Below are 25,740 nucleotides of genomic sequence, written 5' to 3'. Positions count from 1 at the left end.
AATAATTCTTTCGGCACAATGACACTTCGGCGGCCGAGCCGTCAAGGGTCCCTGCTCAGATCCGCTCTTGACGGTCGAGATCGGCCATCTATAGTCTGCGTCCAAATTCTGGCCAACTCTTATCGAGGCTTTGGGCGTCACTATTAAACACTGAAGGATGTGAGGCCGGTGGCCGCCAGCCGGATCCCAGGGCAGCGCTGGTACACGCCGTACCTCTTTCCCCTACCGGCCCTCGTGCTGTTCGGGGTGTTCTTCGCCTGGCCGGCCGTGACCGCGGTCCAGCTCTCCTTCACCGACTACGACGGCGTCAGCCCGCCCGTCTTCACCGGGCTGGACAACTTCGTCAAGATCCTCGGCGACGCCCAGTTCTGGACCGCCCTGCGCAACTCGCTGGTGTTCCTCGTGGGCCTGTTCCCGCTGCTCGTCGTGCTCCCGCTGCCGCTGGCCGTACTGGTGAACCAGAAGCTGCCCGGCATCAGGACGTTCCGGATGCTCTACTACCTGCCGGTCGTGACCTCGATGGTCGCGGTGGCGGTGGCCTGGAACTACGTCTTCCACCAGCAGGGCGTCGTCAACTGGCTGCTGACCGGCATGGGCATTCTGGACGAGCCCATCCAGTACCTCCTCGACCCCGTCTGGGCGCTGCCCGCGCTGATCCTGGTCGAGGGCTGGAAGAACATGGGCGTCTACATGATGGTCTACCTCGCCGGCCTCCAGACGATCCCGTCGGACCTCTACGAGGCCGCCAAGATAGACGGCGCCAACGGCTGGCACCGCATGCGGCGCATCACCGTCCCGCTGATGGTCCCCTACATCGCGGTCACCATCACCATGGCCATGCTCGACGCGATGCAGGCGTTCACGACCGTCTTCGTGATGACCAAGGGCGGCCCGCAGGACGCCACCCTGATGCTCGGCTACTACATCTGGGCCGAGGCGTTCGAGAAGTACGACATGGGCTACGCCAGCGCCGTCGGCCTCGTCCTGTGGGTCCTGCTGATCGTGATGGCCCTGCTCAACTATCGGCTCACCAGCGGAAGGAGGGAAACCCGTTGAGTTGGTGGATACGCCGCGCGGGCATGTACGTGCTGCTCACCGCGATCGCCCTGGTGTTCGTCGGCCCCTTTCTCATCCTGCTGTCGGCGGCGTTGAAACCGGCCGGCCAGGCCGTCTTCTCCTTCCCGCCGGACATCATCCCCAGGCCCCCGGTGCTCACCTGGGCCAAGGAGGCGTGGACGGCCATCCCGTTCCCGCGCTACCTGCTCAACTCGGCGTTCCTCGTGGTCGTGATGGTGCCGCTCTACATCCTGGTGTCGGCACTGTGCGCGTACCCGCTGGCGCAGATGGTCTTCCGCGGCCGAAGCCTGATCTTCTTCGCGATCCTCGCCACCATGTTCCTGCCTGGCGAGGTGATGCTGCTGCCGAGGTTCCTGGTGGTCTCTCAGATCGGGATGGCCGACAGCTACCTGGGCGTGATCCTGCCCGGCCTGCTCTCGGCGTTCGGGATCTTCCTGCTCCGGCAGACCTTCGCCGGGGTGCCGCGCGAGGTGGTGGACGCCGCCAGGACCGACGGCTGCCACGAACTGCGCATCTTCTGGCACGTCATGCTGCCGGCCGCCCGCCCCACCCTGGCGATCCTCGGCGTCTTCGGCTTCATCTCGGTCTGGAACAGCTTCATCTGGCCGATGGTCGTGCTGAAGGACTCCTCCCTGTATCCCATCTCGCTGGGGATCGCCTACCTGGCCGGAATCACCGGCACCGACATCCGCAGCCTGGCGGCGGGCACGATCATCTCGATCCTGCCCGTGGTCGTCTTCTTCATGATCATGCAACGACACGTCCTCGAAGGCATGCGCGGCGCTGTGAAGAGCTGACGCCGCCCCCGTTGTGAAAGGGTCACCCATGCTCACTCGCCGTCAATTCGGCCTGGGCGCGCTCTCCCTCGGCGCCCTGGCCGCACTGCCCGGCACGGCCCGCGCCGCGGCGGGCTACGACTACACCAAGCGCGAGACGTTCGACCTGTTCGACAAGGTGTTCCACGAGAGCGGCAACGTCGGCCAGCCCACCGACACCAACGAGGCGGGCGGTCTCGGCTGGGGCGCCTCCTACGTGATGGCCGCCTACATCAGGATGTACGAGGCCTACCACGCCACCACCTACCTGGACCGGCTCATCCACAACGCCGACCTCGTGCTGGGCAATCGCGACTCCGAGCGCGGCGTCACCGACTACCGCGGCCTGTCGCTGCCCGCCTGGCGCAGCATCGTCTACAGCGCGGGCGGCGTGAGTCTGCTCGACGCGTCGGGGCAGCCGCTCCTGGAGGTACGCAGCGCCCTCGTCAACGTCAACGACGCGGTGGCGACCGTCCGGGCGGGCACCTCGGAGGGGCGGTTCACGCTGGAGGTGAGCAACCCCGTCAAGAACAAGGTGTCCACCTTCACCGACCTGACGATGGACCCCGCCAGCCCCGACTACGCCGTGAAGCGGATCCTCGACGCCTACCCGTCGCCGACCATGGTGACGTCCAAGGACCTGCGCACCTCGCCGGCGGGGGCGACGACGCCGGCGCTGGGGACGTTCAAGCTGGCCGCCGCGCCGGTGATCTTCTCGGTGCACACCGGCATGATCACCTACCCGCTCGCGTCGTTCGTCCGGATCGTCCGCCGGGACCCGCGCCTCTGGCGCAACGCCCGCTACCGGGCCAAGGCCGCCGAATACCTCCAGGCCTGCCGGGACGCCGCGGCCGTGCACGACCCCGAATGGGTGGCGGACGGCTACTACATCTGGCCCAAGGGCATGCCCGTCCCCTACGACGGCGTCGAACAGCCGATCAACCAGAGCGTCGCCCTCGGCCAGACGTACGCGGAGCTGGCGGCGGCGACCCGCGACCCGTTCTACCGCGACCGCACCAGCCGGCTCGCCGCCACGTTCGCCCGCGACCTCAAGGCCAACGACAAGGACGCCTACTACTGGCCGTACTGGCCCAGCTTCGGCAAGCTCTACAGCGGCTACACCAAGGCCGACGGCGTCTCCGAGTGGACCCCGTCCTACGGCACGCCGCCCAAGGGCGGGCAGCAGATCGAGGACCTCAGCCACGGCGGCATCGACGTCGAGTTCGCCGCCGCCGCGCACCGATTCGGCCTCGCCTTCACCGACGCCGACATGGGCCGCTTCGCCCGCAGCTACACCAAGAACATGGCCACCACCGACAACGGCGTGGCGACGACCTTCCTGAGGGTGGACGGCACCGGCGGCCTGGCCGCCGCCGGGCAGTACCTCCAGGCGCCGCGCTACATGCCGGTGGCCAAGTGGGACCAGGCCCTGTTCACGCACGCGCTGGCGGTTTACGTCGACCACGCCGTCGAGTCGCAGTACGGCTCCACGCTGCTGTCGGTGGCCTACCTCAACTGGCAGGCCAACCGCTGATCAGCCGCGGAAGGCCGCGGCGGCGGTGAGGAACGCGTCGTTCGCCTCGGGGGAGCCGATGGACACCCGCGCGCCCTCCCCGGCGAACGGCCGCACCGCCACGCCCTCCACGGCGCAGGCGGCCGCGAAGTCGAGGGTGCGCTCACCGAGCCGGAGCCAGACGAAGTTGGCCTCGGTGGGCGGCACCGTCCAGCCCTGGGCGATGAGGGCCTCGCGGACCCTCGTACGCTCCTTGACCACGTGCTCGACCCGCTCCAGCAGCTCGTCCTCGGCCTTGAGGGAGGCGACGGCCGCCACCTGGGCGAGGTGGTTGACCGCGAACGGGATGATCGTCTTGCGGATCGCCGTCGCCACGGGCTCGTGCGCGATCAGGTAGCCGACCCGCAGGCCCGCCAGCCCGTACGCCTTGGAGAACGTGCGCAGCACGCACACGTTCGGCCGGTCGCGGTAGAGCGTGAGGCCGTCGGGGACGTCCTCGTCACGCACGTACTCCCGGTAGGCCTCGTCCAGCACCACCAGCACGTGCTCGGGTACCCGCTCAAGGAACGCCTCCAGCGCGCCCCGGCGGATCGAGGTGCCGGTCGGGTTGTTCGGGTTGCACACGAACACCATGCGCGTGCGCTCGTTGATCGCCTCCGCCATGGCGTCCAGGTCGTGGTCCTCCCCGGCCAGCGGCACCATGACCGACTTCACGCCGGCGAGGTCTGCCAGCAGCGGGTACGCCTCGAACGACCGCCACGCGTAGACGACCTCGACCCCGGGCTCCCCGATCGACTCGAACAGCTGCTGCGCCACCGTGACGGACCCCGCGCCGAGCGCGATGTTGTCGGCCGGCACGCCGAACCGCTCCGCGATGGCCTCCGTCAGCCCGACCGCGCCGGGGTCGGGGTAGCGGTTGATCTGCCGCGCCCCCTCGGCGATCGCCTCGACCACGGACGGCAGCGGGTCGTACGGGGATTCGTTGGAGGACAGCTTGTACGACCGGCCGTCGGGGGTCGCTACGACCTTGCCCGGCTTGTAGGCGGCCATGGTGTCCAGGATGTGGCGGAAACGAGGCATACCCCAACCATATGAGGCCAGGCAGGCCGAGGCATCACCTGCCCGGTGCCGCCGCGGCACCGGGCAGGGAGCACAAGCGGTCAGACGAGCGAGCGCACCACCACGGTCTGGTCGCGGCCCGGGCCCACGCCGATGGCCGAGACCGGGGCGCCGCTCATCTCCTCCAGCGCCCGCACGTACGCCTGCGCGTTCGGCGGCAGGTCGTCGAACGACTTCGCGCTCGTGATGTCCTCCTGCCACCCCGGCAGCTCTTCGTAGATCGGCACGGCGTGGTGGAAGTCCGTCTGCGTCATCGGGATCTCGTCGTGCCGCACCCCGTCCACGTCGTACGCCACGCACACCGGGATCCGCTCCAGCCCGGACAGCACGTCCAGCTTGGTGAGGAAGTAGTCGGTGATGCCGTTGATCCGGGTCGCGTAGCGGGCGATCACCGCGTCGAACCAGCCGCAACGCCGGTTGCGGCCCGTGGTGACGCCGTACTCGCCACCCGTCTGGCGCAGCCATTCGCCGACCTCGTCGGTGAGCTCGGTGGGGAAGGGGCCGGAGCCGACCCGGGTCGTGTACGCCTTGAGGATGCCGATGATCTTGGTGAGGCGGTTCGGCGGGATCCCGGCCCCGGCGCAGGCGCCCCCGGAGGTCGGCGAGGAGGACGTGACGAAGGGATAGGTGCCGTGGTCGATGTCCAGCAGCGTGCCCTGGCCGCCCTCCAGCAGCACGAACTTGCCCTCGTCCAGCGCCTTGGACAGCACCAGCGAGGTGTCGGCGATGTGCGGCTTGAGGCGCTCGGCGTAGGCGAGGTACTCGTCCAGGACCGCCGTGGGGTCGATGCCGCGCCGGTTGTAGACCTTGGTCAGCACCTGGTTCTTCTCGCCCAGGGCGACCTCGATCTTCTTGGCCAGGATGCCGGGGTCGAGCAGGTCCTGGACGCGCACGCCCATACGGGCGATCTTGTCGCCGTACGCCGGCCCGATGCCGCGGCCCGTGGTGCCGATCCTGGCCTTGCCGAGGTAGCGCTCGGTGACCTTGTCCAGGGCCTTGTGGTGGGGCATGATCAGGTGGGCGTTCGAGGAGATCAGCAGGCGCTCGGCGGAGATGCCGCGCGCGGCCAGCCCGTCGATCTCACTCAGCAGCACGCCGGGGTCGATGACCACGCCGTTGCCGATCACGGGGACCACGTCAGGCGACAGGATTCCCGTCGGTAGAAGGTGCAGCGCGTATTTCTGGTCCCCGATGACCACGGTGTGTCCCGCGTTGTTGCCACCCTGATAGCGGACGACGTAGTCGACGTCGCCACCGAGCAGGTCGGTGGCCTTGCCCTTGCCCTCATCGCCCCACTGGGCGCCAACGAGAACGGCAGCCGGCATGGTTCAGTCTCCCGTGCACAAAACGAAACCCCTGGCGCAAGCGCGACAGGGGCTCTTGCGTAGAGAGACTACCCGAACGTGCCTATTCGTCCCAAGACAACGAGGGCTAACCCTTTGTGAGGGCCTCGTAGCCCGTCTCGGTGCTGTCCTTGAGGAACTGTACGCACCGCTCGGCCTCGTCCTTCTCGCCGATCGCCTGGGCGGCCCTGGACAGGGCGTACAGGCAGCGCAGGAAGCCGCGGTTGGGCTCGTGCTCCCAGGGGATGGGCCCGTGTCCCTTCCAGCCGCTGCGTCGGAGCGCGTCGAGCCCGCGGTGGTAGCCCGTGCGGGCGAAGGCGTAGGAAGTGACGGCGTGCCCCTGCGCGAAGTACTCTTCCGCGAGCGTGGCCCAGGCCGCCGGGTAGGCGGGGAAACGGGCGGCCACGTCCGCGGCCTTGGCTCCGGATTCGAGCGCCTCCCTGGCCTCGGGCAGATCCGGCAGTTGAGTCGGGGGCGGCCCGGCGAGAAGGTTATCCATAGGACAAGTCATACCCGCCGGGCCATGAAACTGGCTAGGAGATCTTCGTCCCAGCGCTCTTGAGGTTCTCGCACGCCTCCACGACGCGCTTGGCCATGCCGGCCTCGGCGCTCTTGCCGTAGGCACGCGGGTCGTACATCTTCTTGTTGCCCACGTCACCGTCCACCTTGAGCACGCCGTCGTAGTTGCGGAACATGTGGTCCGCGATCGGCCTGGTGAAGGCGTACTGGGTGTCGGTGTCGATGTTCATCTTGACGACGCCGTACGAGATCGCCTCGTGGATCTCCTCCAGCGACGAGCCGGAGCCGCCGTGGAAGACCAGGTCGAACGGCTTGTCCTTGCCGTACTTGGCCGCGACCGCCTCCTGGATCTCCTTGAGCACGCCCGGGCGCAGCTTGACGTGGCCCGGCTTGTAGACGCCGTGGACGTTGCCGAACGTGGCGGCCAGCAGGTAGCGGCCCTTCTCGCCGATCCCGACGGCCTCGGCGGTGGCCAGCGCGTCTTCAGGGGTCGTGTAGAGCTTCTCGTTGATCTCGCCGACGACGCCGTCCTCCTCGCCGCCCACGACGCCGATCTCCATCTCCATGATGACCCGCGCCTTGGCGGACTTCTCCAGGAGCTCCTTGGCGATCTCCAGGTTCTCGTCCAGCGGCACGGCGGAGCCGTCCCACATGTGGGACTGGAAGAGCGGGTCGAGGCCCTTGGAGACCCGTTCCAGGGAGATGTCGAGCAGCGGCCGCATGAAGCCGTCGAGCTTGTCCTTCGGGCAGTGGTCGGTGTGCAGTGCCACCGTCACGGGATATTTGGCGGCCACCACCCGCGCGTACTCGGCCAGCGCCGTGGCCCCCGTGACCATGTCCTTGACGGTCGCGCCGGACAGGAACTCGGCGCCGCCCGTGGAGACCTGGACGATGCCGTCGCTCTCGGCCTCGGCGAAGCCCCGCAGAGCGGCGTTCAGCGTCTGCGATGAGGTCACGTTGATCGCCGGGTAGGCGAATCCGCCGGCCTTGGCCCGGTCGAGCATCTCAGCGTAGACCTCTGGAGTCGCAATAGGCATGATTCATCTCCCTGAGAAGTAACGGCTTCGCGCAGGCCCAGTATCCCGACTCACTACCCCGTGTGGTAGACACAACGCGTTTGTCGCCTCTACAGGTAGGCTCTCGGGCGTGGACTGGCTCTGGAATCTCCTCGACCCGACGTGGTGGCTGACCGTGTTGGGGGCTTTCGCGACGATCGGCGTTCTCGCCATCATCTTCGCCGAAACGGGCTTGCTGCTCGGGTTCTTCCTCCCCGGTGACTCGCTGCTGGTGGCCGCGGGGATTTTCAGCTCGGTCTCGGTGGCTCAGGGAATGGGCATCGAGCCGCTCTCCTTTCCCGTCCTGTTGATCGGCACCCCCCTGTGCGCCATTGCGGGCGCCCAACTCGGGCATTTCCTGGGCGCCAGGTTCGGCCGCAGACTCTTCGACAAACCTGATTCGCGCTTGTTCAAGAGGGAGCACGTCGTCAGGGCCGAGGAGTTCTTCGAGAAGTTCGGTCCGGCCAAGGCGGTGATTCTGGCCAGGTTCGTGCCGATCGTGCGCACGTTCATGAATCCCGTCGCGGGCGTGCTGGAGATGCCTGCCAAGCGCTTCTTCCTGTGGAACGTCGTCGGCGGCGTCGTCTGGGTCGAGGGCCTGCTCCTGCTCGGTCACTTCCTCGGCAGCAAGGTCGACCCCAAGCAGATCGACAGGTACATCCTGCCGGGCGTCTTCGTCATCGTGTTCATCTCGCTGATCCCGATCATCGTCGAGGTGATCAAGAAGCGCAGGGAGCAGAAGAACCTTCCCGAGCCCAACGGCAAACACCACCGCGTGCCGACCGACAGCCAGTACTGAGCCGAAAACCGGGGGTTACCCGGGGTACGCTGCCGACTGTGGGACGCCACAGGTCAGATCCGATGGGCGTCGCCCGCTTGGCGCTCGCCGTCCTCGCCGCGGGCGCCGTGGTGACGCTGCTGGTCATCGGCGGTCGCGCGCTGTTCGGCTCGTTCGGCGCGACGCCGCCCGAACGCGAGCGCGCGTCGGCCGTCACGCCCGGCCCCGCCGCGGAGACCGCCGCGCGGGTGCCGACCGTGCACATCGAGTGCTTGGCCGATGCCTGCCCGATCGTCACCGTACGCGTGCCGGGCGGCGACGTGCTGCAGTATCGCGAGATGAGCAGGGGCGAGGAGGTCAGCTACTACGAGCCCGAGCTCGACGTCGTGCTCAGCGACGCGGGCACCGTCCGCGTCACCGAGAACGGCAAGCCGCGCGAGCAGGGAAAGGTCGGCAAGCGGGAGGCGTTCACCGTCAAGGCGTCCGGCGGCTGAGGCCCCGCGGCCGAGGCCCGGCGGCTGAGGCCCGGCGGCCCCTCGGTTCAGAGCCCGAGGTCGTCGAGGGTGAAGACCGAGCGGTACTCCAGGCCCTCGCCGGTGATGCGCTCCCGCGCGCCCCGGTCGACGATCGTGGCCACGGCCACCACCTCGGCCCCCGCCTCGCGCAGCGCCTCCACGGCCGTCAGCGGCGATGAGCCCGTCGTGGAGGTGTCCTCGACGGCCAGCACCCGCCGCCCCTTGACGTCGGGCCCCTCGATCCGGCGCTGCATGCCGTGCTGCTTCTGCGCCTTGCGCACCACGAACGCGTCGAGCGTGCGCCCGCGCGCCGCCGCCGCGTGCAGCATCGCGCCCGCGACCGGGTCGGCCCCCAGCGTGAGCCCGCCCACCGCGTCGAACTCCAGGTCGGCCGTCAGGTCCAGCATCACCCGGCCGACGAGCGGCGCGGCCACGCCGTCGAGGGTGATGCGGCGCAGGTCGAGGTAGAAGTCGGCCTCCATGCCGGAGGACAGGATGACCTTGCCGTGGACGACGGCCTTGCTCTTGATCTCGGCCAGCAGGTTGTCGCGATCCGTCATGCGCCCAAGCTTATGGCTCCGGCCGGAGGACCCGTCGCGGCGCCCTCGAACCTTCCGAAGGTAAAGGCGCGGGTGCGGTTTAGTCCCGGCGGAGAGTGCGGAATGAATGCGCGGGGCAACCCCGCGTAATCGTGAGGTCACTATGGGTGTCGAAACTCCGCAAAGCGATGCAGAGCTCCTCCAGGCGGTCAGGGAAGGCAACGCCGCCGCCTACGGGCAGCTCTACGAGCGCCACGTCGCCGCCGCCCGCGCGCTGGCCAGGCAGCTCGTCAGGCGCGCCGAGGTCGAGGACGTGGTCGCGGAGTCGTTCACGAAGATCCTCGACCTGGTCGGCCGGGGCGGCGGGCCCGAGTCCGGCTTCCGCACCTATCTGCTGACCGTGGTGCGGCGCACGGTCTACGACCGCTCCAGGATCGAGAGCCGCCAGGTGACCACGGGCGAGATCGAGGAGTACGACCCTGGGGTGCCGTTCGTCGATCCGGCGCTCGTGGAGCTGGAGAAGTCGCTGATCGCCAAGGCGTTCCTGTCGCTGCCCGAGCGGTGGCGGGCAGTCCTCTGGCACACCGAGGTCGAAAGGTGCAAACCGGTCCAGGTGGCGCCGCTGCTCGGCCTGTCGCCCAACGGTGTGGCGGCGCTCGCGTACCGGGCGAGGGAGGGGCTGCGGCAGGCGTACCTGCAGATGCACCTGGGCTCGCCGCCGAAGCACGACTGCCGGCCCGTCCTGGGCAAGATGGGCGCGTACGTCCGGGACGGGTTGACCAGGCGCGACGCCAAGGAGGTCGACGAGCATGTGGCCGCCTGCGAGGAGTGCAACGGGGTCCTGCTGGAGCTGACCGACGTCAACCGCGGGCTGCGCGTCATGGTCGGCCCGCTGGTTACGGGGCCGATCTTCAGCGGGTACGCGGCGGCCCTGGCGAAGTCGGCCGCGGGCGTCGGCGGCGCGGGCGGGCTGCTGCGGGTGTTCGGCCGGCTGTGGCGGGGGCCCAGGCACCAGCAGGCCGCGATGGCCGGCAGCATGGCCGTCACGGTGGCCGTGGCGGCCGGGCTGATGCTGGTCACCGACGAGAAGCCGATCACGAGGCCCACCGCCGCCGTGCCGGTCGCGGGGCCGCCGCCCGTTGCCGGCGAGCCGATGCCGGTGCCCGTGCCGTTGCAGAGCGAGGAGCCCACGCGGGTGCGGCCGCCGGCCAGGAGCCCGGTCAAGAGCACGGAGCCGGGCAGGGCGCGGCTGCGTGCCACCGTCGAGGCGCTGGGATCGCTCGTACGCGCCCGGCCCGGCATCGTCGGCCTGCGCCTGCGCAACTACGGCGAGGCGCCCAGCGAGGCGCTGACGGCGCTCGTGGACCTGCCCTCCGGCGTGACGCTCGTCCCGCCCGCGCGGCACGACGACCGCGACACCGTGGGCACCGTGGACGGGTGGGCGTGCCGCCCCTCGGGGCACGACGCGCGGTGTGCCAGGGCACCGCTGGCGGCAGGGCAGGGCACGGCGCTGTTCCTGCGGGTGCGGGTGGCGGCGGAGGCGCCGGAGGGCGCGGGCCCGGCCGTCCGGATCGACTCGGGCCCGCTGCACGTCACGGCGCAGGCGGAGGACGGCGTACGGACGACCGGGGCGCCCGCCAGGTTCGCCACCGACGGGAAGGTGGCCGTCAGGGCGATCGGCAACTCGCTGCTGACCTGCCCCGAGACGGGCGCCGGCTGCGCGGAGGCCAGGCGGCGCCAGCGCGGCCAGCGCGACAACGACCTCTGGCCGATGACCGCGCTCGACCAGGACGACAGCCCCGCCACCGGCGCGTCCAGCGGGGCCGCGCTGAGCCTGCCCAAGGGGAGCAAGGTCGTGTGGGCCGGCCTCTACTGGTCAGCGAGCGCGACGACGGCCGGGCCCATCAAGGTCAGGCCGCCGGGGCGGAGCCAGTACACGCTGGTCAAACCCGACGACGTGGCGCTCCGCGAGCTGCCGTCGGGGCCCGTCTACCAGGCGTACTCCGACGTCAGCGAGCTGGTCGCCGCCTCGCACCGGAACGGCACGTGGTGGGCGGCCGACATGCCCATGGAAGAAGGGGTGTCCCGGCACGCCGGATGGAGCCTGGTGCTGATCGTCACGGATCCCGCGGAGCCGTACAGCCAGGCCATGGTGCTCGACGCGGCCACCGTGGTCGGCGGGCCGGCACGGCGGGTGCGCATCCCGCTCGGCGGGCTGAGCCCGGCAGCATCGCCCGCCCGGGTCGAGCTGGTGACGTGGGAGGGGGACGCCGACCTCAAGGGCGACAAGGTCTCCCTCGGGTCCGGCGCGCTCGCTCCCGAGGACGGTGATCGGGACGCCGCGAACGTCTTCGACGAGTCCTCGGCCGGTGCGGCGGAGATGACGTTCGGCGTCGACGTCGACACGATCGGGGCCGAGCTCGGGGTGGATCCGGGGCTGACGATCGCGACGGACAAGGATGTCGTGCTGTTCGGAGTGGCCGCGTTGAGCGTCCGCGCGCGATCATGACTGTGAACGGGACAAACTGGTACGGTCTGCCTGAATCGTCCGGTGTGGCAGCGGGTCGATGCCGAATCGTCGGGATTAACCCTCGCGCGATCACCTGCTTTCATTACCCTGAGAGAGGGCCGCCGAGTCCGGTCTCTGACGGTGCAGAGCCAGCCAGGACGGACCACCATGAAAGGGGCGGTGCTTAGTGGATCGCTGTGCGCTGTTCGTGGACGCCGGCTATCTGCTGGCCGATGGCGCGATGGCCGTGCACGGCACGCGTCATCGCGAAGCGGTTGCCTGGGACTACCCGGGGCTGCTCCAGCTGATGACCAGCCTGTCGCGCGAGCGCACCGGCCTGCCGCTGCTGAGGTGCTACTGGTACGAGGCGACGGTCGAAGGCCGCCGCACGCCGGAGCACGACGCGCTGGCCGACATACCGGGCCTCAAGCTCAGGCTGTCGCGCATCCGGCCGGGCCGGCGCGAAGGCGTCGACGCCCAGGTCCACCGCGACCTCATGACGCTCGCCCGCAACAACGCCATCTGCGACGCGGTGGTGGTGAGCGGGGACGAGGACCTGGCCCAGGTCGTGTGCGACGCGCAGGACCTCGGCATCAGGGTCAGCGTGATCCACATCGCGGCCGACGGCGGCTGGGCCGTGTCGCGGTCGCTGCGCCAGGAGTGCGACGACCTGGTCGAGCTGGGCGCCGTCCACCTGCGCCCCTACGTCAGCCTGGTCACGGGCATCACGGAGGCGTCCAACGGGCACCAGCCGGTCAGCAACGGGCAGGCCGCCCATTCGCTGCCGCCCGCCCAGCCGTCCCTTCCCCCGTCGCTGCCCCAGCTGCCGCAGTCCAGCGGCAGCCACGCCGCCGGCTCCTCCTCCACGCCGTCCTCGTCCAACGGGTCCTCGTCCGGGCGCGGTCAGTCGTCCACGCCGCCCGTGCTGCCGACGTACGCCAGCTACCAGCCCGAGCAGCTGCCGGCCACGCCCGCGCCGCCGTCCACTCCGGCCACCGGGCCCATCCAGTCGCAGTCGCCCAGCACCGGGCAGTTCGCCAGCCCGTCGTCGAGCGGCACCTACCAGCCTGCCCAGCTGGGGCCGTACACGGGGCCGCAGCCCGCGCCCGTCACCCCGCCGTCCGCCGCCACCGCCGGCGCCACCACGCTGTCGGACGCGGTCAAGTCCGCCCACCGGGAGGGACACGACTTCGGCGAGTCCGTGGCGCGCGACGCGCCCGCGCTGTGGCTGGAGGCGGTGCTGGCGCGCAAGCCGCGAATGCCGTCGGACCTGGAGGCGCGGTTGCTGCAGGGGTCCTCCCTGCCGATCGACTTCCTGCTGCACGACGAGGTACGGCACGCCCTGAGACGCGGCTTCTGGGACGCCTTGGAACGCGCCCGCCACTGACCCCCCACCAGCCACTGCAGCTTCCACCGCCCCGCGGTTCACCCCCCGGCCGCTCCCGCTTCGCCGCCTCGCTCACCACGCGACCTTCCGGCCACGGGCCCCCGGCCACAGCACCCCCGCAACGCGACCCCTCTGGTTCCCGGCCGCCCCATGCACCGACGCCCCGCCCGGTAACGCGCGAGGTCAGGAGAGGGCGTCGAAGCCGGCGCGTAGGTGGTTGAGGCGGTCCGCGAGGTCGGACAGGGGCACGGCGAGGGCCGGATCCTGGGACTTGCGGGCCAGCTCCCGCACCCGGGCCAGCTCGTCCTCCACCGCCGTCAGCCGCCGCGACAGCTCAGGCAGCACCGAGGCATGGTCGCCGACCCCAGGCGGCAGCTCGCCGCTCACGCGGTCGCGGAGCAGGGACGCCTGCTCGGCCAGCCGCTTGTTCATGTTGTACAGCTCGGTGAACACCGACACCTTCGCCCGCAGGACCCAGGGGTCGAAGGGCTTGGTGAGGTAGTCGACCGCCCCGGCCGCGTAGCCGCGGAAGGCGTAGTCGGGCGCGCTGTCCACCACGGTCAGGAAGATGATCGGGATGTTCCTCGTCCGCTCCCGCCGCTTGATGTGCGCGGCCGTCTCGAAGCCGTCCATGCCGGGCATGCGCACGTCCAGCAGGATCAAGGCGAACTCGGTGTTGAGCAGCGCCTTGAGGGCCTCTTCGCCCGACCTGGCGCGGACGGGCACCAGGTCGAGCGAGGAGAGGATGGCTTCGAGAGCGATCAGGTTCTCCTCGCGGTCGTCAACGAGGAGAATCTTGGCGCGATCCGGCATCGATCACGACCCTTCGGCTGCTGAGGCTGACGAGTCGGACATGGACCCGCGCCCGCGGCTCAGCCAGCCGCGCAGGCGTTCGAGCAGGCGGTCCACGTCCACCGGCTTGGGGACGTAGTCGGACGCGCCGGAGGCGATGCTCTTCTCGCGATCGCCCCGCATGACCTTGGCGGTCAGCGCGATGATCGGCAGGTCGGCGAACTGAGGCATGCGCCGGATGGCGGAGGTGGTGGCCCAGCCGTCCATCTCCGGCATCATGATGTCCATCAGCACGAGCGCGACGTCCTCGTTTCGTTCGAGCTGCTCGATCCCCTCCCGACCGTTTTCAGCGTAGACGACCGTGGAACCGTGTCGTTCCAGGACGCTGGTCAACGCGAAAACGTTGCGGATGTCGTCGTCCACGATGAGGATCTTGGCACCGCTGAGCGGGTCGTCGCCCTGCCACTGGACCGGCGTCTCCACCGGCTCGACGAGTTCCGGCATCGGCAGGTCGAGCGGCGGCGGCGGCTCCGGCGTGACCGCGGCCGACTCCTCCGTCGGCGCCGTCATCAGCTGGCGGCGGGGCGCGCCGCCGTCGGTGGCGGCCAGCGGGCCGGTGTACGAGGCCGGCAGGTAGAGCGTGAACGTGCTGCCCTTGCCCAGCTCGCTGTCCACGTGGATCTCGCCGCCGAGCAGCCGGGCGATGTCGCGGCAGATCGCCAGGCCCAGGCCCGTGCCGCCGTACTTGCGGCTCGTCGTGCCGTCGGCCTGCCTGAACGCCTCGAAGATGACGTCCCGCTTGTCGGGCGCGATGCCGATGCCGGTGTCGATCACCTGGAAGGCGAGCAGGTCGTCGGCGCCGTGCAGGGTGTCGTCGTCGAAGTCGACCCCGGGCGGCGCCATCGAGACGCGCAGCTTCACCTCGCCCCGCGGCGTGAACTTCACCGCGTTGGAGAGCAGGTTGCGCAGCACCTGCTGCAGGCGCTGCTCGTCGGCGCGCAGCTCCTTGGGCACGTCGGACTCGACGTCGACGCTGAACGACAGCCCCTTGTCCTGCGCCAGCGGCGTGAACGCGGCCTCCAGCAGGTCCACCATCTTCGGCAGCGACACCTGGATCGGGTGGATGTCCATCCGGCCCGCCTCGACCTTGGACAGGTCGAGCATGTCGTTGATGAGCTGGAGCAGCGAGGAGCCCGCGCTGTGGATCGTGCGGGCGAACTCCACCTGCTGCGAGGTCAGGTTGCCCTCGGCGTTCTCGGTCAGCAGCTTGGCCAGCACCAGCAGGCTGTTGAGCGGCGTACGCAGCTCGTGGGACATGTTCGCGAGGAACTCGGACTTGTAGCGCGAGGAGACCGCGAGCTGCTCGGCGCGCTCCTCCAGCGTGCGGCGGGCCTGCTCGATCTGGAAGTTCTGGATCTCGATCGCGCGGTTCTGCTTGGCCAGCAGCGCCGCCTTGTCCTCCAGCTCGGCGTTGGACCTGCGCAGCTCCTCCTGCTGGCGCTGCAGCTCGTCGGAGCGCTCCTGGAGCTCCCTGGTGAGCCGCTGCGACTCGGTGAGCAGGTCTTCGGTGCGGGAGTTGGCGATGATCGTGTTCATCGTGACACCGATGGTCTCGACGAGCTGGCGCAGGAAGTCGAGGTGCACCTCGCCGAACGGCGTGAACGAGGCCAGCTCGAGCACGCCGAGCACCCGGTTCTCGAACAGGATCGGCAGCACCACGATCTGCGCGGGCGTGGACTGGCTGAGCCCGCTGTCGATGGTGATGAACTGCGGCGGCACGTCGTCGAGCATGATGTGCCGGCCCTCGGCCGCCGCCTGGCCGACGATGCCCTCGCCGATCGCGAACCGCTGGCGCGGGCCCCGGTCGGGGCGCACGCCGTACCCGCCGATCAGGATCAGCTCGTGGTCGCCCTCGGGGTCGATGCCGTAGAAGGCGCCGTAGCGGGCCGAGACCAGCGGCGTCAGCTCGCTCATCGTCAGCTTGGCCACCTCGAGCAGGTCGCGGTGGCCCTGCATGAGCCTGGAGATGCGGGCCAGGTTGGACTTGAGCCAGTCCTGTTCCTGGTTGGCCTGGGTGGTCTCGCGGAGGTTGGCCACCATCGAGTTGATGTTGTCCTTCAGCTCCATCAGCTCGCCCTGCGCCTCGACGGCGATCGAGCGGGTCAGGTCGCCCCGGGCCACGGCGCTGGTGACGGTGGCGATGGCGCGCACCTGCGTGGTGAGGTTGCCGGCCAGCTCGTTGACGCTCTCGGTGAGCCGCTTCCACGTGCCCTCGACGCCCTCGACCCGGGCCTGGCCGCCCAGCTGCCCCTCGGAGCCCACCTCTCGGGCGACTCGGGTCACCTCGGAGGCGAACGACGACAGCTGGTCCACCATGCGGTTGATGGTGGTCTTCAGGGCCAGGATCTCGCCCTGGGCGTCCACGTCGATCTTGCGGGTGAGGTCGCCGTTGGCCACGGCCGTGGTGACCTCGGCGATGTTACGCACCTGCGAGGTCAGGTTGTTGGCCATGAAGTTGACGTTGTCGGTGAGGTCCTTCCAGACGCCCGACACGCCGGTTACCCGGGCCTGGCCGCCGAGCTGGCCCTGCGTGCCCACCTCGCGGGCCACTCGGGTCACCTCGTCGGCGAAGGAGGACAGCTGGTCCACCATCGTGTTGAGGGTGTCCTTGAGCTGCAGGATCTCGCCCTGCGCGTCGACGGTGATCTTCTTCGACAGGTCGCCCTGGGCCACCGCCGACGACACGGCCGCGATCTGGCGCACCTGTGAGGTCAGGTTGTTGGCCATGAAGTTGACGTTGTCGGTGAGGTCCTTCCAGACCCCGGACACGCCGCGCACCTGCGCCTGGCCGCCCAGCTGGCCCTCGGTGCCCACCTCGCGGGCGACTCGGGTCACCTCGGAGGCGAACGACGACAGCTGCTCGACCATCGTGTTCATGGTCGACTTGAGCTCGAGGATCTCGCCCTGGGCGTCCACGTCGATCTTGCGGGTGAGGTCGCCGTTGGCCACGGCCGTGGTCACCTGGGCGATGTTGCGCACCTGGTACGTCAGGTTGTTGGCCATCGAGTTGACGTTGTCCGTCAGGTCCTTCCAGACCCCGGACACGCCCTTCACCTCGGCCCGGCCGCCCAGCTTGCCCTCGGTGCCCACCTCTCGGGCGACTCGGGTGACCTCGTCGGCGAAGGAGGACAGCTGGTCCACCATCGTGTTGAGGGTGTCCTTGAGCTGGAGGATCTCGCCCTGCGCGTCGACGGTGATCTTCTTCGACAGGTTGCCCTGGGCCACCGCCGTCGCCACGGTCGCGATGCTGCGCACCTGGGAGGTGAGGTTGTTGGCCATGAAGTTGACGTTGTCGGTGAGGTCCTTCCAGACGCCCGAGACGCCGGTCACCTGGGCCTGGCCGCCGAGCTGGCCCTCGGTGCCCACCTCGCGGGCGACTCGGGTGACCTCCTCGGCGAAGCCGGAGAGCTGGTCGACCATCGTGTTGACGGTGTTCTTCAGCTCGAACATCTCGCCCACGGCGTCGACCGTCACCTTGCGGCTCAGGTCGCCCTTGGCCACCGCGGTGGTCACGACCGCGATGTCGCGCACCTGCGCGGCCACGCGGGACGACATCGTGTTGACGGCCTCGGTGAGGTCGCGCCAGCTCCCCGACATGCCACGCAGGTTGGCGCTGCCGCCCAGCCGGCCCTCGGTGCCGGCCTCGCGGGCCACCCTGGTCACCTCGCTGTTGAACAGCGCGAGCTGGTCGACCATGCCGTTGATGGCCTTGCCCAGGCGCCGCACCTCGCCCCTGGCCGACCGGTCGAGGTCGATCCGGCGCGACAGGTCGCCCTTGGCGACCGCGTCGATCACGTCGGCCGCGCCGCTCACGGGGCTCACCAGGGCGTCGATCAGCTGGTTGACCGACTCGACGCTCTCCGCCCACGCGCCGACGCCCGGTCCGGGCGTCAGCCGCTCACCGAACCGGCCCTCCTTGACGACCTCTTTACGAACGCGCACCAGCTCGTTCGCCAGATGCTCGCGGCGGTCGGCCACTTCGTTGAGCAGCAGCCGGACCTCGCTGAGGATCCCGGGAGGCGCATGTGGGACACGACGCCGGAAATCACCATCACGCCAAGAGAAAAGGGTCTCGAGGATGGGAATGAGATCCGACTCGGTGTAGGTCCTCTCCTCCGGGGTTGGCGCGGCCTTGGCCGTGGTCATGGGGCCTCCTTCACTCGCGGCGGGCTCCGGCGAGTGATTCAAGTCTGTCACGATGAGTAGCTCTGAGTCCTGCCCTTGGATTTACCCCAAGTCAGCTGGAAGTGTGGTAGGCACGGTGGGATGACTGCTTCTCCCCATGCGGTGCTCGCCGCGACCTTCGCGCCGGGCGAGACCGCTGTGACGGCTGCGATGAGGTTCACGCGCGAAGTGATGACAGCGTGGGCCACCGGCGGCGTGCTCCATACCGCCGAACAAGTCGCGGGGGATCTGGCCGAGCAGGTCGCTGACGAGCCGTTTGAGGTGATCTGGAAGCATCTCGGGGATGCCGTACAGGTAGAACTGAGGCAGCGAAGCCTCTCCCAGGGTGATCCGAAAGCTCCTTCCGCTAACGTCGAAGAGTGGGGCGTCACCTTCACGGGGGATTCCCGTGTCCATTGGGCTAGGCTCACGCTACCTGGCTCCCCGGACAGAGTGGCAGCCGAATGGCTGGAGGAGAGCGCCCGAGGGCCGCACTGGCTCGGGTTTCTGGCCGACGCGAGTGACCTGCTCGCGGGCACGCTCGACCCGGACATGGTACCTGCCATCATCGCCCAGGTCGTAGTGCCGAGGTTGTCCAGCTGGTGCGCCGTCTACACCTCCGACAACTCCGGGCCGATGCGGCTGGTCTATCTCTGGCACGCCGACGAGGCCAGGATCGACGGGCTGCGCGACCAACTCGCCGAGATGGACGTCGACGCCGCCGACGCCAGGGTCACCTCGACCGTCCATCTGGCCGACTCCCAAGTGCTCGCGGTGCCGCTCATGGCGCGCGGGCGCGGTCTCGGCATGATGTGCCTGGGCCGGCCCGACCGCTTCCCCGACGACGTCATCCAGTTCGCCGAGGACATCGGCAGGCGTGCCGCGCTGGCCATGGACAACGCCCGGCTCTACGCCCAGCAGGCCGCCGCCAACCGGGCGCTGCAGCGCAGCCTGCTGCCGCCCAACGAGCCCGAGGTCCCCGGGCTCGACTACGGCGTCATCTACGAGCCCGCCGGCGAGACCAACGAGGTCGGCGGCGACTTCTACGACCTGTTCAAGGCGGGCGACGACTCGTGGCGGTTCGCGATCGGCGACGTGTGCGGCACGGGCCCCGAGGCCGCCGCCGTGACCGGGCTCGCCCGCCACACGCTGCGGCTGCTGGCCCGCGAGGGTTACGGCGTGGCGGCCGTGCTCGGGCGGCTCAACCAGGCGATCCTGGAGGAGGGCGAGCGGGCCAGGTTTCTCACGCTGCTGCACGGCGACATCACGCCCGTGTCGACCGGGCTGGAGGTGCGCCTGGTGTCGGCCGGGCATCCCGAGGCGCTGCGGCTCAGGCCGAGCGGCAAGGTGGAGGCCGTGACCACGCCGCAGTCGCTGCTGGGGGTCTTCCACGAGGTCATGTTCGAGGCCGACACCGTGCACCTGGAGCACGGCGACGTGCTGCTTGCGGTGACCGACGGGGTGACGGAGCGGCGCTCGGGCGGACGGCTGCTCGACGACGACGGCGGGCTGGCCAAGCTGCTGGCCGAGTGTGCCGGGCTGTCGGCCAGGGCGGTGGCCGAGCGCATCCGCAGGGGCGCGGCCGAGTTCGCCTCCGAGCCGAGCCAGGACGACCTGGCCATCGTGGTCCTGCGCGCCCGCTAGCACGCTCAATAAACGCCTCCCTGTGACAGCGTCGGCACATGCTGTCACCGGGAGAGTCTGACGGTCAAGTCCGTCAGGAAACTTCTTACAGTGTGTCAAATGTCACTGTGATTGAGGTGTTTCCTGGCGAATTCGAGCTGGAGGGCGGTCTGCGCGATCCGCTCCGCCATCACGAGCGAGCCGCCGATGGCGTCGTACATGTACAACTCGTGCTCGCGCCCGTGCTCGGCCAGCTTGGCCACGTACTTCTCGATCTGGCGCAGCGGGCAGCGGGTGTCGTTCTCGCCCGCGAGGATCAGCAGCGGGCTCTTGACCTGGTCGACGTAGGTGATGGGGGAGCTGGCCGCGTACTGCTCCGGCCGCTCGTCGGGTGAGCCGCCGAGCAGCGCGCGGTGGTAGGCGCGCAGGCTCTCCGCCTCGTCCTCGTACGAGGTCTGGTGGCAGGCGATCGGCACCGCCGCGATGCCGGCCGCCCACAGGTCCGGCTGGGTGCCGAGGCCGAGCAGCGTGAGATAGCCGCCCCAGGCCGCGCCGGCCAGCACGACCCGGTCCGGATCGGCGATGCCGCGGTCGACCACGACCTGGCGTACGGCGGCCACGTCGGCCAGCTCGATGTGCCCGACGTCGCCGTGCAGCGCGTCGCGCCAGGGCGAGCCATATCCGGTCGAGCCCCGGTAGTTGACCCGCACCACCGCGAACCCCGCGTCCACCCAGGCCGCGACCTCCGGCGAGAACGCGTCGCGGTCGTGCGCCGTCGGGCCGCCGTGCAGCAGGAAGACGGCCGGGTACGGGGCGACGCCCGTCTCGGGCTTGGAGACCAGCGCATGGATGCGGCCGCCCTCGCCGTCGACGTCCATGTCCTCGACGGGGACGCTCGGCGGGGCGGGCGGGCCGCCGGGATTGACCACGACCTGGCCGCTGCTGGAGCGGATGACCGGCGGGCGCGAGGCGCTGGACCAGGAGTACTCGACGTGGCCGCCGGGCCGGGGAGCGGCCTCGTCGATCACGCCGTGCGGCGTGTCGATGAGCGTCAGGCCGCCGCCCGCGAGGTCGTAGCGGTGCATGTACGTGCGGGCGCGGTGGTCGCGCAGGATGAGCAGGCCGCGGCCGTCGTCGTACCACTCGGCGTTCAGGTCGCCCGGGTCCTTCAGCCAGATCTCGCGCTGCTCGCCGCTCACCGGGTCCCAGACCAGGAGTTCGTGGCGCTGGCGGCGCTCGTGCAGGGCCAGCAGGCGGCGGTCGCCGACGACGGGGGCGAAGTGCAGGCCGGTGACGCCCTTGAGGGGCCCGTCGTACAGCTCGCCCACCGTCTCACCGCTCTGGCGGACGACGCGGAGCGCAGGGTGGCGGAAGTCGCCGTACTCGCCGTGGTTGATCGCGATGAGCGAGCCGTCGAGGGACATGTCGGCCACCCAGGCGGCCTCGCTGTGCTCGTACAGGAGCGTCGCCGGGCCGCCGATGCGGACGACATGGATCCTGAACGTGCCCTCGCTGGCCATGCTGATCGCCGCGACGCCCGTCGTGGACAGGGCGATGCCGCCGGGCTGGCCCGGCGGCAGGTCGGGGGCGACCGGCTCGTTGGGGCCGCCGGCGAACGGCTGGCGCCACCACACGCCGAACTCGTCGCCGCCGGTGTCGGCGAACCAGTAGATCCACTGTCCGGTGGGGTCGATGGCGGCGTACGCGGTGCCCTTCGGACGGTCGGTGACCTGGCGGACGGCGCCGGTCACGCGGTCCCAGGCGTAGACCTCCCAGGTGCCGGTGGCGTTGGAGCGGTAGATGGAGCGGTTGGGGGCCTGGCGCGCCCAGGACGGCAGCGTCATGCGCGACGCGCGGAACCTGGCCTGCCAGCGTTCCTCCGCCTTCATCCGGTGCGCCCCCTCCCATTGATGTCCCGTGCCTCCGGGCGCGGGATGCCGTCCAGTATTGCGCGTGTTCCGGGGAAAAACTTGGGGAATGTGGGGGAATTTCGGACTAAATGCCCCATCAGTAACACCAGTCCCACATGCCCGTCAAGGAACAGGTCTTGATCGGGGTGCGGTCTCGAAGATAGACACGTGAAACGCGGCGTGCGTTACTACTTTTTGCTGTCCTTTCATGACATTTCGGGAGATAAATCCCGCTATTCGCCTGTCAAGCTCCGCCGCGTCGGTATGCCAGGCACTCGGGCCCATACCGACCACCTGGGCGATGTCGTCATGCCCCAGCTCCATCTCGAACTCGACCGAACGCCGCTCCACCTCGGCGAAGCCGTCCAGGCTCCGCGCCAGCCTGCGTTCCTTCTCCTCGTCCACGGAGAGCAGCCCGAGCTCCTCGACCAGCGGGCTCAGGTGCCGCGCCGCCGGTGTCACGACCACGGCGACGCCGCCAGGCCGCAGGATCCTCCTGAACTCGGGCCCGTTCCTGGGCGCGAACACGTCCATCACCACATCGGCCACCCCATCCCTGATGGGGAGCGGACGCCACACGTCGGCCACGAACGCCCCTGCCCTGGGATGCACCCGCGCCGCCCGGCGTACAGCGTGCTTCGACACATCGAACGCCATCCCGATGCCATCGTTCACCGCGTCCAACGCGGCCGCCAGGTAGTGCCCGGTGCCCGCGCCTGCGTCGACGATCAACGGCGCGGCCCTGCCCTCCGCGCGACGATCGCCGTCGATTTCCGGCTCGTACGCGGGATCCGTTGACCCAGCGCCGTAACCGGCCTCCACTCCAGCCCCACGGTACGCCCTCAGCCCCGTGCCGTCATTCGATTCGGTGGAGTACTCACGTTTTGCTGGAACGTTCTTGTCGCACACGTACTTTCGTACGGTTTCCGCTACCGCGTCGTGCAGTGGTGCGTAGTGGCCCGCATCGAGAAATCGCGCCCGCGCGGCCACCATCTCGGGGCTGTCGGCGGTTCCCGGGGGTTTGTTGCCGACCAGGAGGCTTACGTAGCCCTGCTTGGCGACGTCGAAGGCATGCCCTTGGGCACACCGGAGCGCGCCGGCGTCGAGCCGGAGGGCGGCTCGGCAGACGGGGCACGCCAAGTATTCGACGATATCGGCCAGCATGCCGCCCATTCTCGTCCACCACCCCGGGACCCTTCCCACGGGGCGGGTTGCATCGCGGCGCATGGGCTCCCGACGCGGGCCCTGCCACGCTGCCGGTCGCCCGCCGTCCTGGAACGAGCGGCCGATCTTCGACACCCGGGCGGCACCCCGGAGACCGGGTTTCCGCGCGGCGGCCGGCTGGGCGCTATGGAGGCTGGATGCTCGTGCGGCGGGCAACTCGGCCCTACGGACACCGGGTTTGCGTGCGGCTGGGCGCTACGGAGGCTGGATACCCGTGTGGCGGCTGGCTGGGCGCTACGGCGACCGGGCGCCCGTGCAGCGGGTGGCTGAGCGCCGGTGCGTTGCGCCGGGCTCCGCCGTACGCCTGCTCGCCGATGCGGTGCGTCAGGGTGCGGAGGTGTGTGGTGCGGTGAAGCAAGGGGGGAAGGGGCGGGGTCAGGCGGCGGCTGCTTCGAGGAGGAAGGCGGCGTTGGAGGGGGTGGAGCGGAGCTTGTCGACGAGGATCTCGAGGCCCTGCCGCTTCTCCAGGGCGGTGAGCATGCGCCGCAACCGCCACACCACCTGCCGCTCCTCCGTGTGCAGCAGGATCTCCTCCCGCCGGGTCCCCGAGGCGTCCAGGTCCACGGCCGGGAAGAGCCGGCGCTCCGCGAGCTCGCGGACGAGGTGCAGCTCCATGTTCCCCGTCCCCTTGAACTCCTCGTACAGGTTGTTGTCCATCCGCGACCCCGTGTCCACCAGGGCGGTGGCGAGGATGGTGAGGGAGCCGCCGCCCTCGACGTTGCGGGCGGCGCCGAAGAAGCGCTTGGGCGGGTACAGGGCCCCGGCGTCGATGCCGCCGGTGAGGACCCGGCCGCCGCCGGGCGCCAGGTTGTTGTACGCCCGCCCCAGCCGCGTCAGCGAGTCGAGCAGCAGCACGACGTCCTGGCCGGACTCGACGAGCCGCTTGGCGCGTTCGATGGCCAGCTCGGCGACGGCGGTGTGGTCGCGGTCGGGGTGGTCGAAGGTGGAGTAGAAGATCTCGCCGGAGATCGTGGAGCGCATCTCGGTGACCTCTTCGGGCCGCTCGCCGACGAGGAGGACCATGAGGTGCACCTCGGGGTGGTTGCGGGTGATCCCGGCGGCCAGCGCCTGCAGGACCATGGTCTTGCCGGCCTTGGGCGGTGCGACGATGAGGCCGCGCTGCCCCTTGCCGATGGGCGCGAAGAGGTCGATGACGCGCGTGCTGAGCGACTCGGTCTCGATGTGGAGCCGCTCGGTCGGATGTACGGGTGTCAGCTCGGCGAAACTCGGCCGGTCGCGCCACTGCGTGGAGCCGTTGACCGAGGTGACGCCGACGAGCTTGTTGCCGGCGAACGACGCGACGACGTGGTCGCCGGGCCGCAGGTCGAACTGCCGTACCTTGTCGGGCGTGAGGCGCACGTCGCCAGGGCCGGGAAGGTGCCCGGCCCGGAGGAACGCGGATTTCTCGCGTACGTCCTGGAGGCCCTCGACCTGGCGGACGGGCACGTCGGAACGCTGCTCAGGAATGTGTACAGACATGGTGGAACCCCTTTGGGGGAATGCGCCGGACCAGCCCGAAAGCGGCCGGGCGCGGTGCGGAAAGAAAGGAAGCCGGCCCCTTGAGAGAACGGGGCGAGACTCAGATGAAGACCAGCGGAGCGGAAGCTCGACGCCTGGTGGCAAGATACCACACCATCTGGTCCAGTAAACGCCTAGCCCTCTTGGGCTATTCCCGGACCGTTCTCGGAGTTTCTCCCACGGACGCGGGCAGGGGGACGTGACAATGTTCTTCTCGGCACCGTACTGCGAGGAAAATTACCGCACCCGGTGTGCCGGAGGGCATACGGCCCCCGTCGAAGCAGCGCCATCGTGTCAAGCGACATGCAGGACCCCTGCAACTCGGTGAGGGTTCCATAGAACCAACAGAAAACTCCTTGGGGGAGCACCATGAAGACCGTCAACCACTGCCCGCGGTGCCACCACGAGCTCGACGAGGGCCCGATCATGTACAGGTGCGCGCACTGCTGCCGCGCCGTCTACGCGGCCGACATCGAGAACGAGTTCGTCCCGCGCCAGCAGCAGGTAGCCGTAGCCGCCTAATCTGGGCAAGTGCCGCATACATCTATAACAGTGTCCGGCGTCGAAGTGACGCCGCTCTGCGACGCCGTAGGTCCCATGGGAGCGGCGATCCGCCGCCCGCTCGCCGAGATGTTCCCCGGTTCCGGGCTCCAGGACGAGCCTTGGGTCCTGCACTTCCACTGCTACCTGATCCGCGACGCGGCCGGTCGGCTGACCCTCGTCGACACCGGCATCGGTGACGAAGACTCACCGGCCGCGAGCTGGGCCCCGGTTCCCGGCACCCTCGCCGGCGAGCTGGCCGCCGCGGGCGTCTCGCCCGCCGAGATCGGCACCGTCGTACTCACGCACCTGCACAGCGACCACGCCAGCGGCGTGGTGGCCGACGGCAGGCCCGCGTTCGAGAACGCCCGGTACGTCCTCCAGCAGGCCGAGGTGGACGCCGCGCAGGGTCCCGTGCTCGACCGGCTCCTCACCCCGATCAAGGGGCAGCTGCACGTCGTCGATGGCCAGGCGGAGGTCTCGCCGGGCGTCCACGTGCATCACGCGCCCGGGCACACGCCGGGCCACCAGATCGCCAGGGTCGGGGACGTGGCCGTCACCGGCGATCTCGTGCTCCACCCGGTCCAGCTCGACGACCCGGCCATCCGGTACGCCTACGACGACGACCAGGAGGCGGCCGCGCGCACCCGGGCGGAGGTGCTGGCGACGCTCAGGGCCGAGCGCGCGATTCTCGCGACCGCTCACTTCGGCGAGCCGTTCCTGCGTCTGTGACGTTTCCC

At 69.7% G+C, this 25,740-nt stretch carries 20 protein-coding genes; 10 read left to right on the top strand and 10 right to left on the bottom strand.

The genetic code is table 11. The features are described from left to right. Positions 1-168 precede the first annotated feature (168 nt). Genes ACIBI9_RS45715 through ACIBI9_RS45705 form a run of 3 tightly spaced genes read left to right on the top strand, consistent with a single transcriptional unit; the run spans position 169 to position 3,426 of the window. Positions 169-1,056: a carbohydrate ABC transporter permease gene (locus tag ACIBI9_RS45715; RefSeq protein ID WP_397232421.1), complete on the top strand. Its 888-nt coding sequence runs from the start codon at positions 169-171 to the stop codon at positions 1,054-1,056. Next, positions 1,053-1,874, top strand: coding sequence for a carbohydrate ABC transporter permease (locus tag ACIBI9_RS45710; RefSeq protein ID WP_397232419.1), 822 nt, complete (start codon positions 1,053-1,055; stop codon positions 1,872-1,874). The genes ACIBI9_RS45715 and ACIBI9_RS45710 overlap by 4 nt, the downstream gene beginning before the upstream one ends. Positions 1,875-1,902: 28 nt before the next feature. Beyond that, positions 1,903-3,426: a hypothetical protein gene (locus ACIBI9_RS45705; RefSeq protein ID WP_397232417.1), complete on the top strand. Its 1,524-nt coding sequence runs from the start codon at positions 1,903-1,905 to the stop codon at positions 3,424-3,426. Here the strand turns inward: ACIBI9_RS45705 and hisC are convergent, their stop codons facing one another. The 4 genes from hisC to fbaA all read right to left on the bottom strand — a co-directional run bounded on the left by hisC (position 3,427) and on the right by fbaA (position 7,423). Next, a complete protein-coding gene (gene hisC, locus ACIBI9_RS45700; RefSeq protein ID WP_397232415.1) occupies positions 3,427-4,485 on the bottom strand; it encodes a histidinol-phosphate transaminase in 1,059 nt (352 codons plus the stop codon). An 80-nt stretch (positions 4,486-4,565) separates the two neighbouring features. Then, positions 4,566-5,849: an adenylosuccinate synthase gene (locus ACIBI9_RS45695; RefSeq protein WP_397232413.1), complete on the bottom strand. Its 1,284-nt coding sequence runs from the start codon at positions 5,847-5,849 to the stop codon at positions 4,566-4,568. Between the two features lie 106 nt (positions 5,850-5,955). Beyond that, positions 5,956-6,366, bottom strand: coding sequence for a DUF3151 domain-containing protein (locus tag ACIBI9_RS45690; protein ID WP_364851981.1), 411 nt, complete (start codon positions 6,364-6,366; stop codon positions 5,956-5,958). 34 nt (positions 6,367-6,400) lie between these two features. After that, entirely contained in the window at positions 6,401-7,423 is a 1,023-nt protein-coding gene (gene fbaA, locus ACIBI9_RS45685) for a class II fructose-bisphosphate aldolase (RefSeq protein WP_397232411.1), read from the bottom strand. A 109-nt stretch (positions 7,424-7,532) separates the two neighbouring features. Here fbaA and ACIBI9_RS45680 point away from each other — a divergent pair, with 109 nt between their 5' ends. Together ACIBI9_RS45680 and ACIBI9_RS45675 are read left to right on the top strand one after the other, a co-directional pair. Next, positions 7,533-8,240, top strand: a complete 708-nt coding sequence (locus ACIBI9_RS45680) for a DedA family protein (RefSeq protein ID WP_397232409.1) — start codon at positions 7,533-7,535, stop codon at positions 8,238-8,240. A gap of 62 nt (positions 8,241-8,302) precedes the next feature. After that, positions 8,303-8,713: a hypothetical protein gene (locus ACIBI9_RS45675; protein WP_397232407.1), complete on the top strand. Its 411-nt coding sequence runs from the start codon at positions 8,303-8,305 to the stop codon at positions 8,711-8,713. 47 nt (positions 8,714-8,760) lie between these two features. Here the strand turns inward: ACIBI9_RS45675 and pyrE are convergent, their stop codons facing one another. Next, positions 8,761-9,294 carry an orotate phosphoribosyltransferase gene (gene pyrE / locus ACIBI9_RS45670; RefSeq protein ID WP_397232404.1) on the bottom strand — a complete coding sequence of 178 codons (534 nt, stop codon included), beginning with the start codon at positions 9,292-9,294 and terminating at the stop codon, positions 8,761-8,763. Positions 9,295-9,436: 142 nt separating this feature from the next. Here pyrE and ACIBI9_RS45665 point away from each other — a divergent pair, with 142 nt between their 5' ends. Both ACIBI9_RS45665 and ACIBI9_RS45660 read left to right on the top strand, forming a co-directional pair. After that, positions 9,437-11,782 (top strand): sigma-70 family RNA polymerase sigma factor, encoded by a 2,346-nt coding sequence (locus ACIBI9_RS45665; protein ID WP_397232402.1) that lies wholly within the window; start codon positions 9,437-9,439, stop codon positions 11,780-11,782. Between the two features lie 187 nt (positions 11,783-11,969). Next, entirely contained in the window at positions 11,970-13,169 is a 1,200-nt protein-coding gene (locus ACIBI9_RS45660) for an NYN domain-containing protein (RefSeq protein ID WP_397232400.1), read from the top strand. A 183-nt stretch (positions 13,170-13,352) separates the two neighbouring features. Here ACIBI9_RS45660 and ACIBI9_RS45655 read toward each other — a convergent pair whose 3' ends face one another. Continuing rightward, positions 13,353-13,982: a two-component system response regulator gene (locus ACIBI9_RS45655; RefSeq protein ID WP_397232398.1), complete on the bottom strand. Its 630-nt coding sequence runs from the start codon at positions 13,980-13,982 to the stop codon at positions 13,353-13,355. A 3-nt stretch (positions 13,983-13,985) separates the two neighbouring features. Beyond that, complete coding sequence (locus ACIBI9_RS45650) at positions 13,986-18,167, bottom strand: HAMP domain-containing protein (RefSeq protein WP_397232396.1); 4,182 nt, start codon at positions 18,165-18,167, stop codon at positions 13,986-13,988. Between the two features lie 471 nt (positions 18,168-18,638). Here ACIBI9_RS45650 and ACIBI9_RS45645 point away from each other — a divergent pair, with 471 nt between their 5' ends. After that, positions 18,639-19,829, top strand: coding sequence for a PP2C family protein-serine/threonine phosphatase (locus ACIBI9_RS45645; RefSeq protein WP_397232394.1), 1,191 nt, complete (start codon positions 18,639-18,641; stop codon positions 19,827-19,829). A gap of 95 nt (positions 19,830-19,924) precedes the next feature. Here ACIBI9_RS45645 and ACIBI9_RS45640 read toward each other — a convergent pair whose 3' ends face one another. From ACIBI9_RS45640 to rho, 3 genes are all read right to left on the bottom strand, one after another. Beyond that, positions 19,925-21,697, bottom strand: coding sequence for a S9 family peptidase (locus ACIBI9_RS45640; protein ID WP_397232392.1), 1,773 nt, complete (start codon positions 21,695-21,697; stop codon positions 19,925-19,927). A 144-nt stretch (positions 21,698-21,841) separates the two neighbouring features. Next, on the bottom strand, positions 21,842-22,882 hold the full coding sequence (locus ACIBI9_RS45635; protein WP_397232390.1) for a putative RNA methyltransferase: 1,041 nt from the start codon (positions 22,880-22,882) through the stop codon (positions 21,842-21,844). A 435-nt stretch (positions 22,883-23,317) separates the two neighbouring features. Further along, positions 23,318-24,421 (bottom strand): transcription termination factor Rho, encoded by a 1,104-nt coding sequence (gene rho / locus ACIBI9_RS45630; protein WP_397232388.1) that lies wholly within the window; start codon positions 24,419-24,421, stop codon positions 23,318-23,320. A 408-nt stretch (positions 24,422-24,829) separates the two neighbouring features. Here rho and ACIBI9_RS45625 point away from each other — a divergent pair, with 408 nt between their 5' ends. Next, positions 24,830-24,982: a hypothetical protein gene (locus ACIBI9_RS45625; RefSeq protein ID WP_387572230.1), complete on the top strand. Its 153-nt coding sequence runs from the start codon at positions 24,830-24,832 to the stop codon at positions 24,980-24,982. Positions 24,983-25,012: 30 nt separating this feature from the next. Further along, positions 25,013-25,732 (top strand): MBL fold metallo-hydrolase, encoded by a 720-nt coding sequence (locus ACIBI9_RS45620; protein WP_397232386.1) that lies wholly within the window; start codon positions 25,013-25,015, stop codon positions 25,730-25,732. Positions 25,733-25,740: the final 8 nt, after the last annotated feature.

Source organism: Nonomuraea sp. NPDC050451 (assembly GCF_044458585.1).
This window is presented reverse-complemented; position numbering and strand designations above follow the sequence as displayed.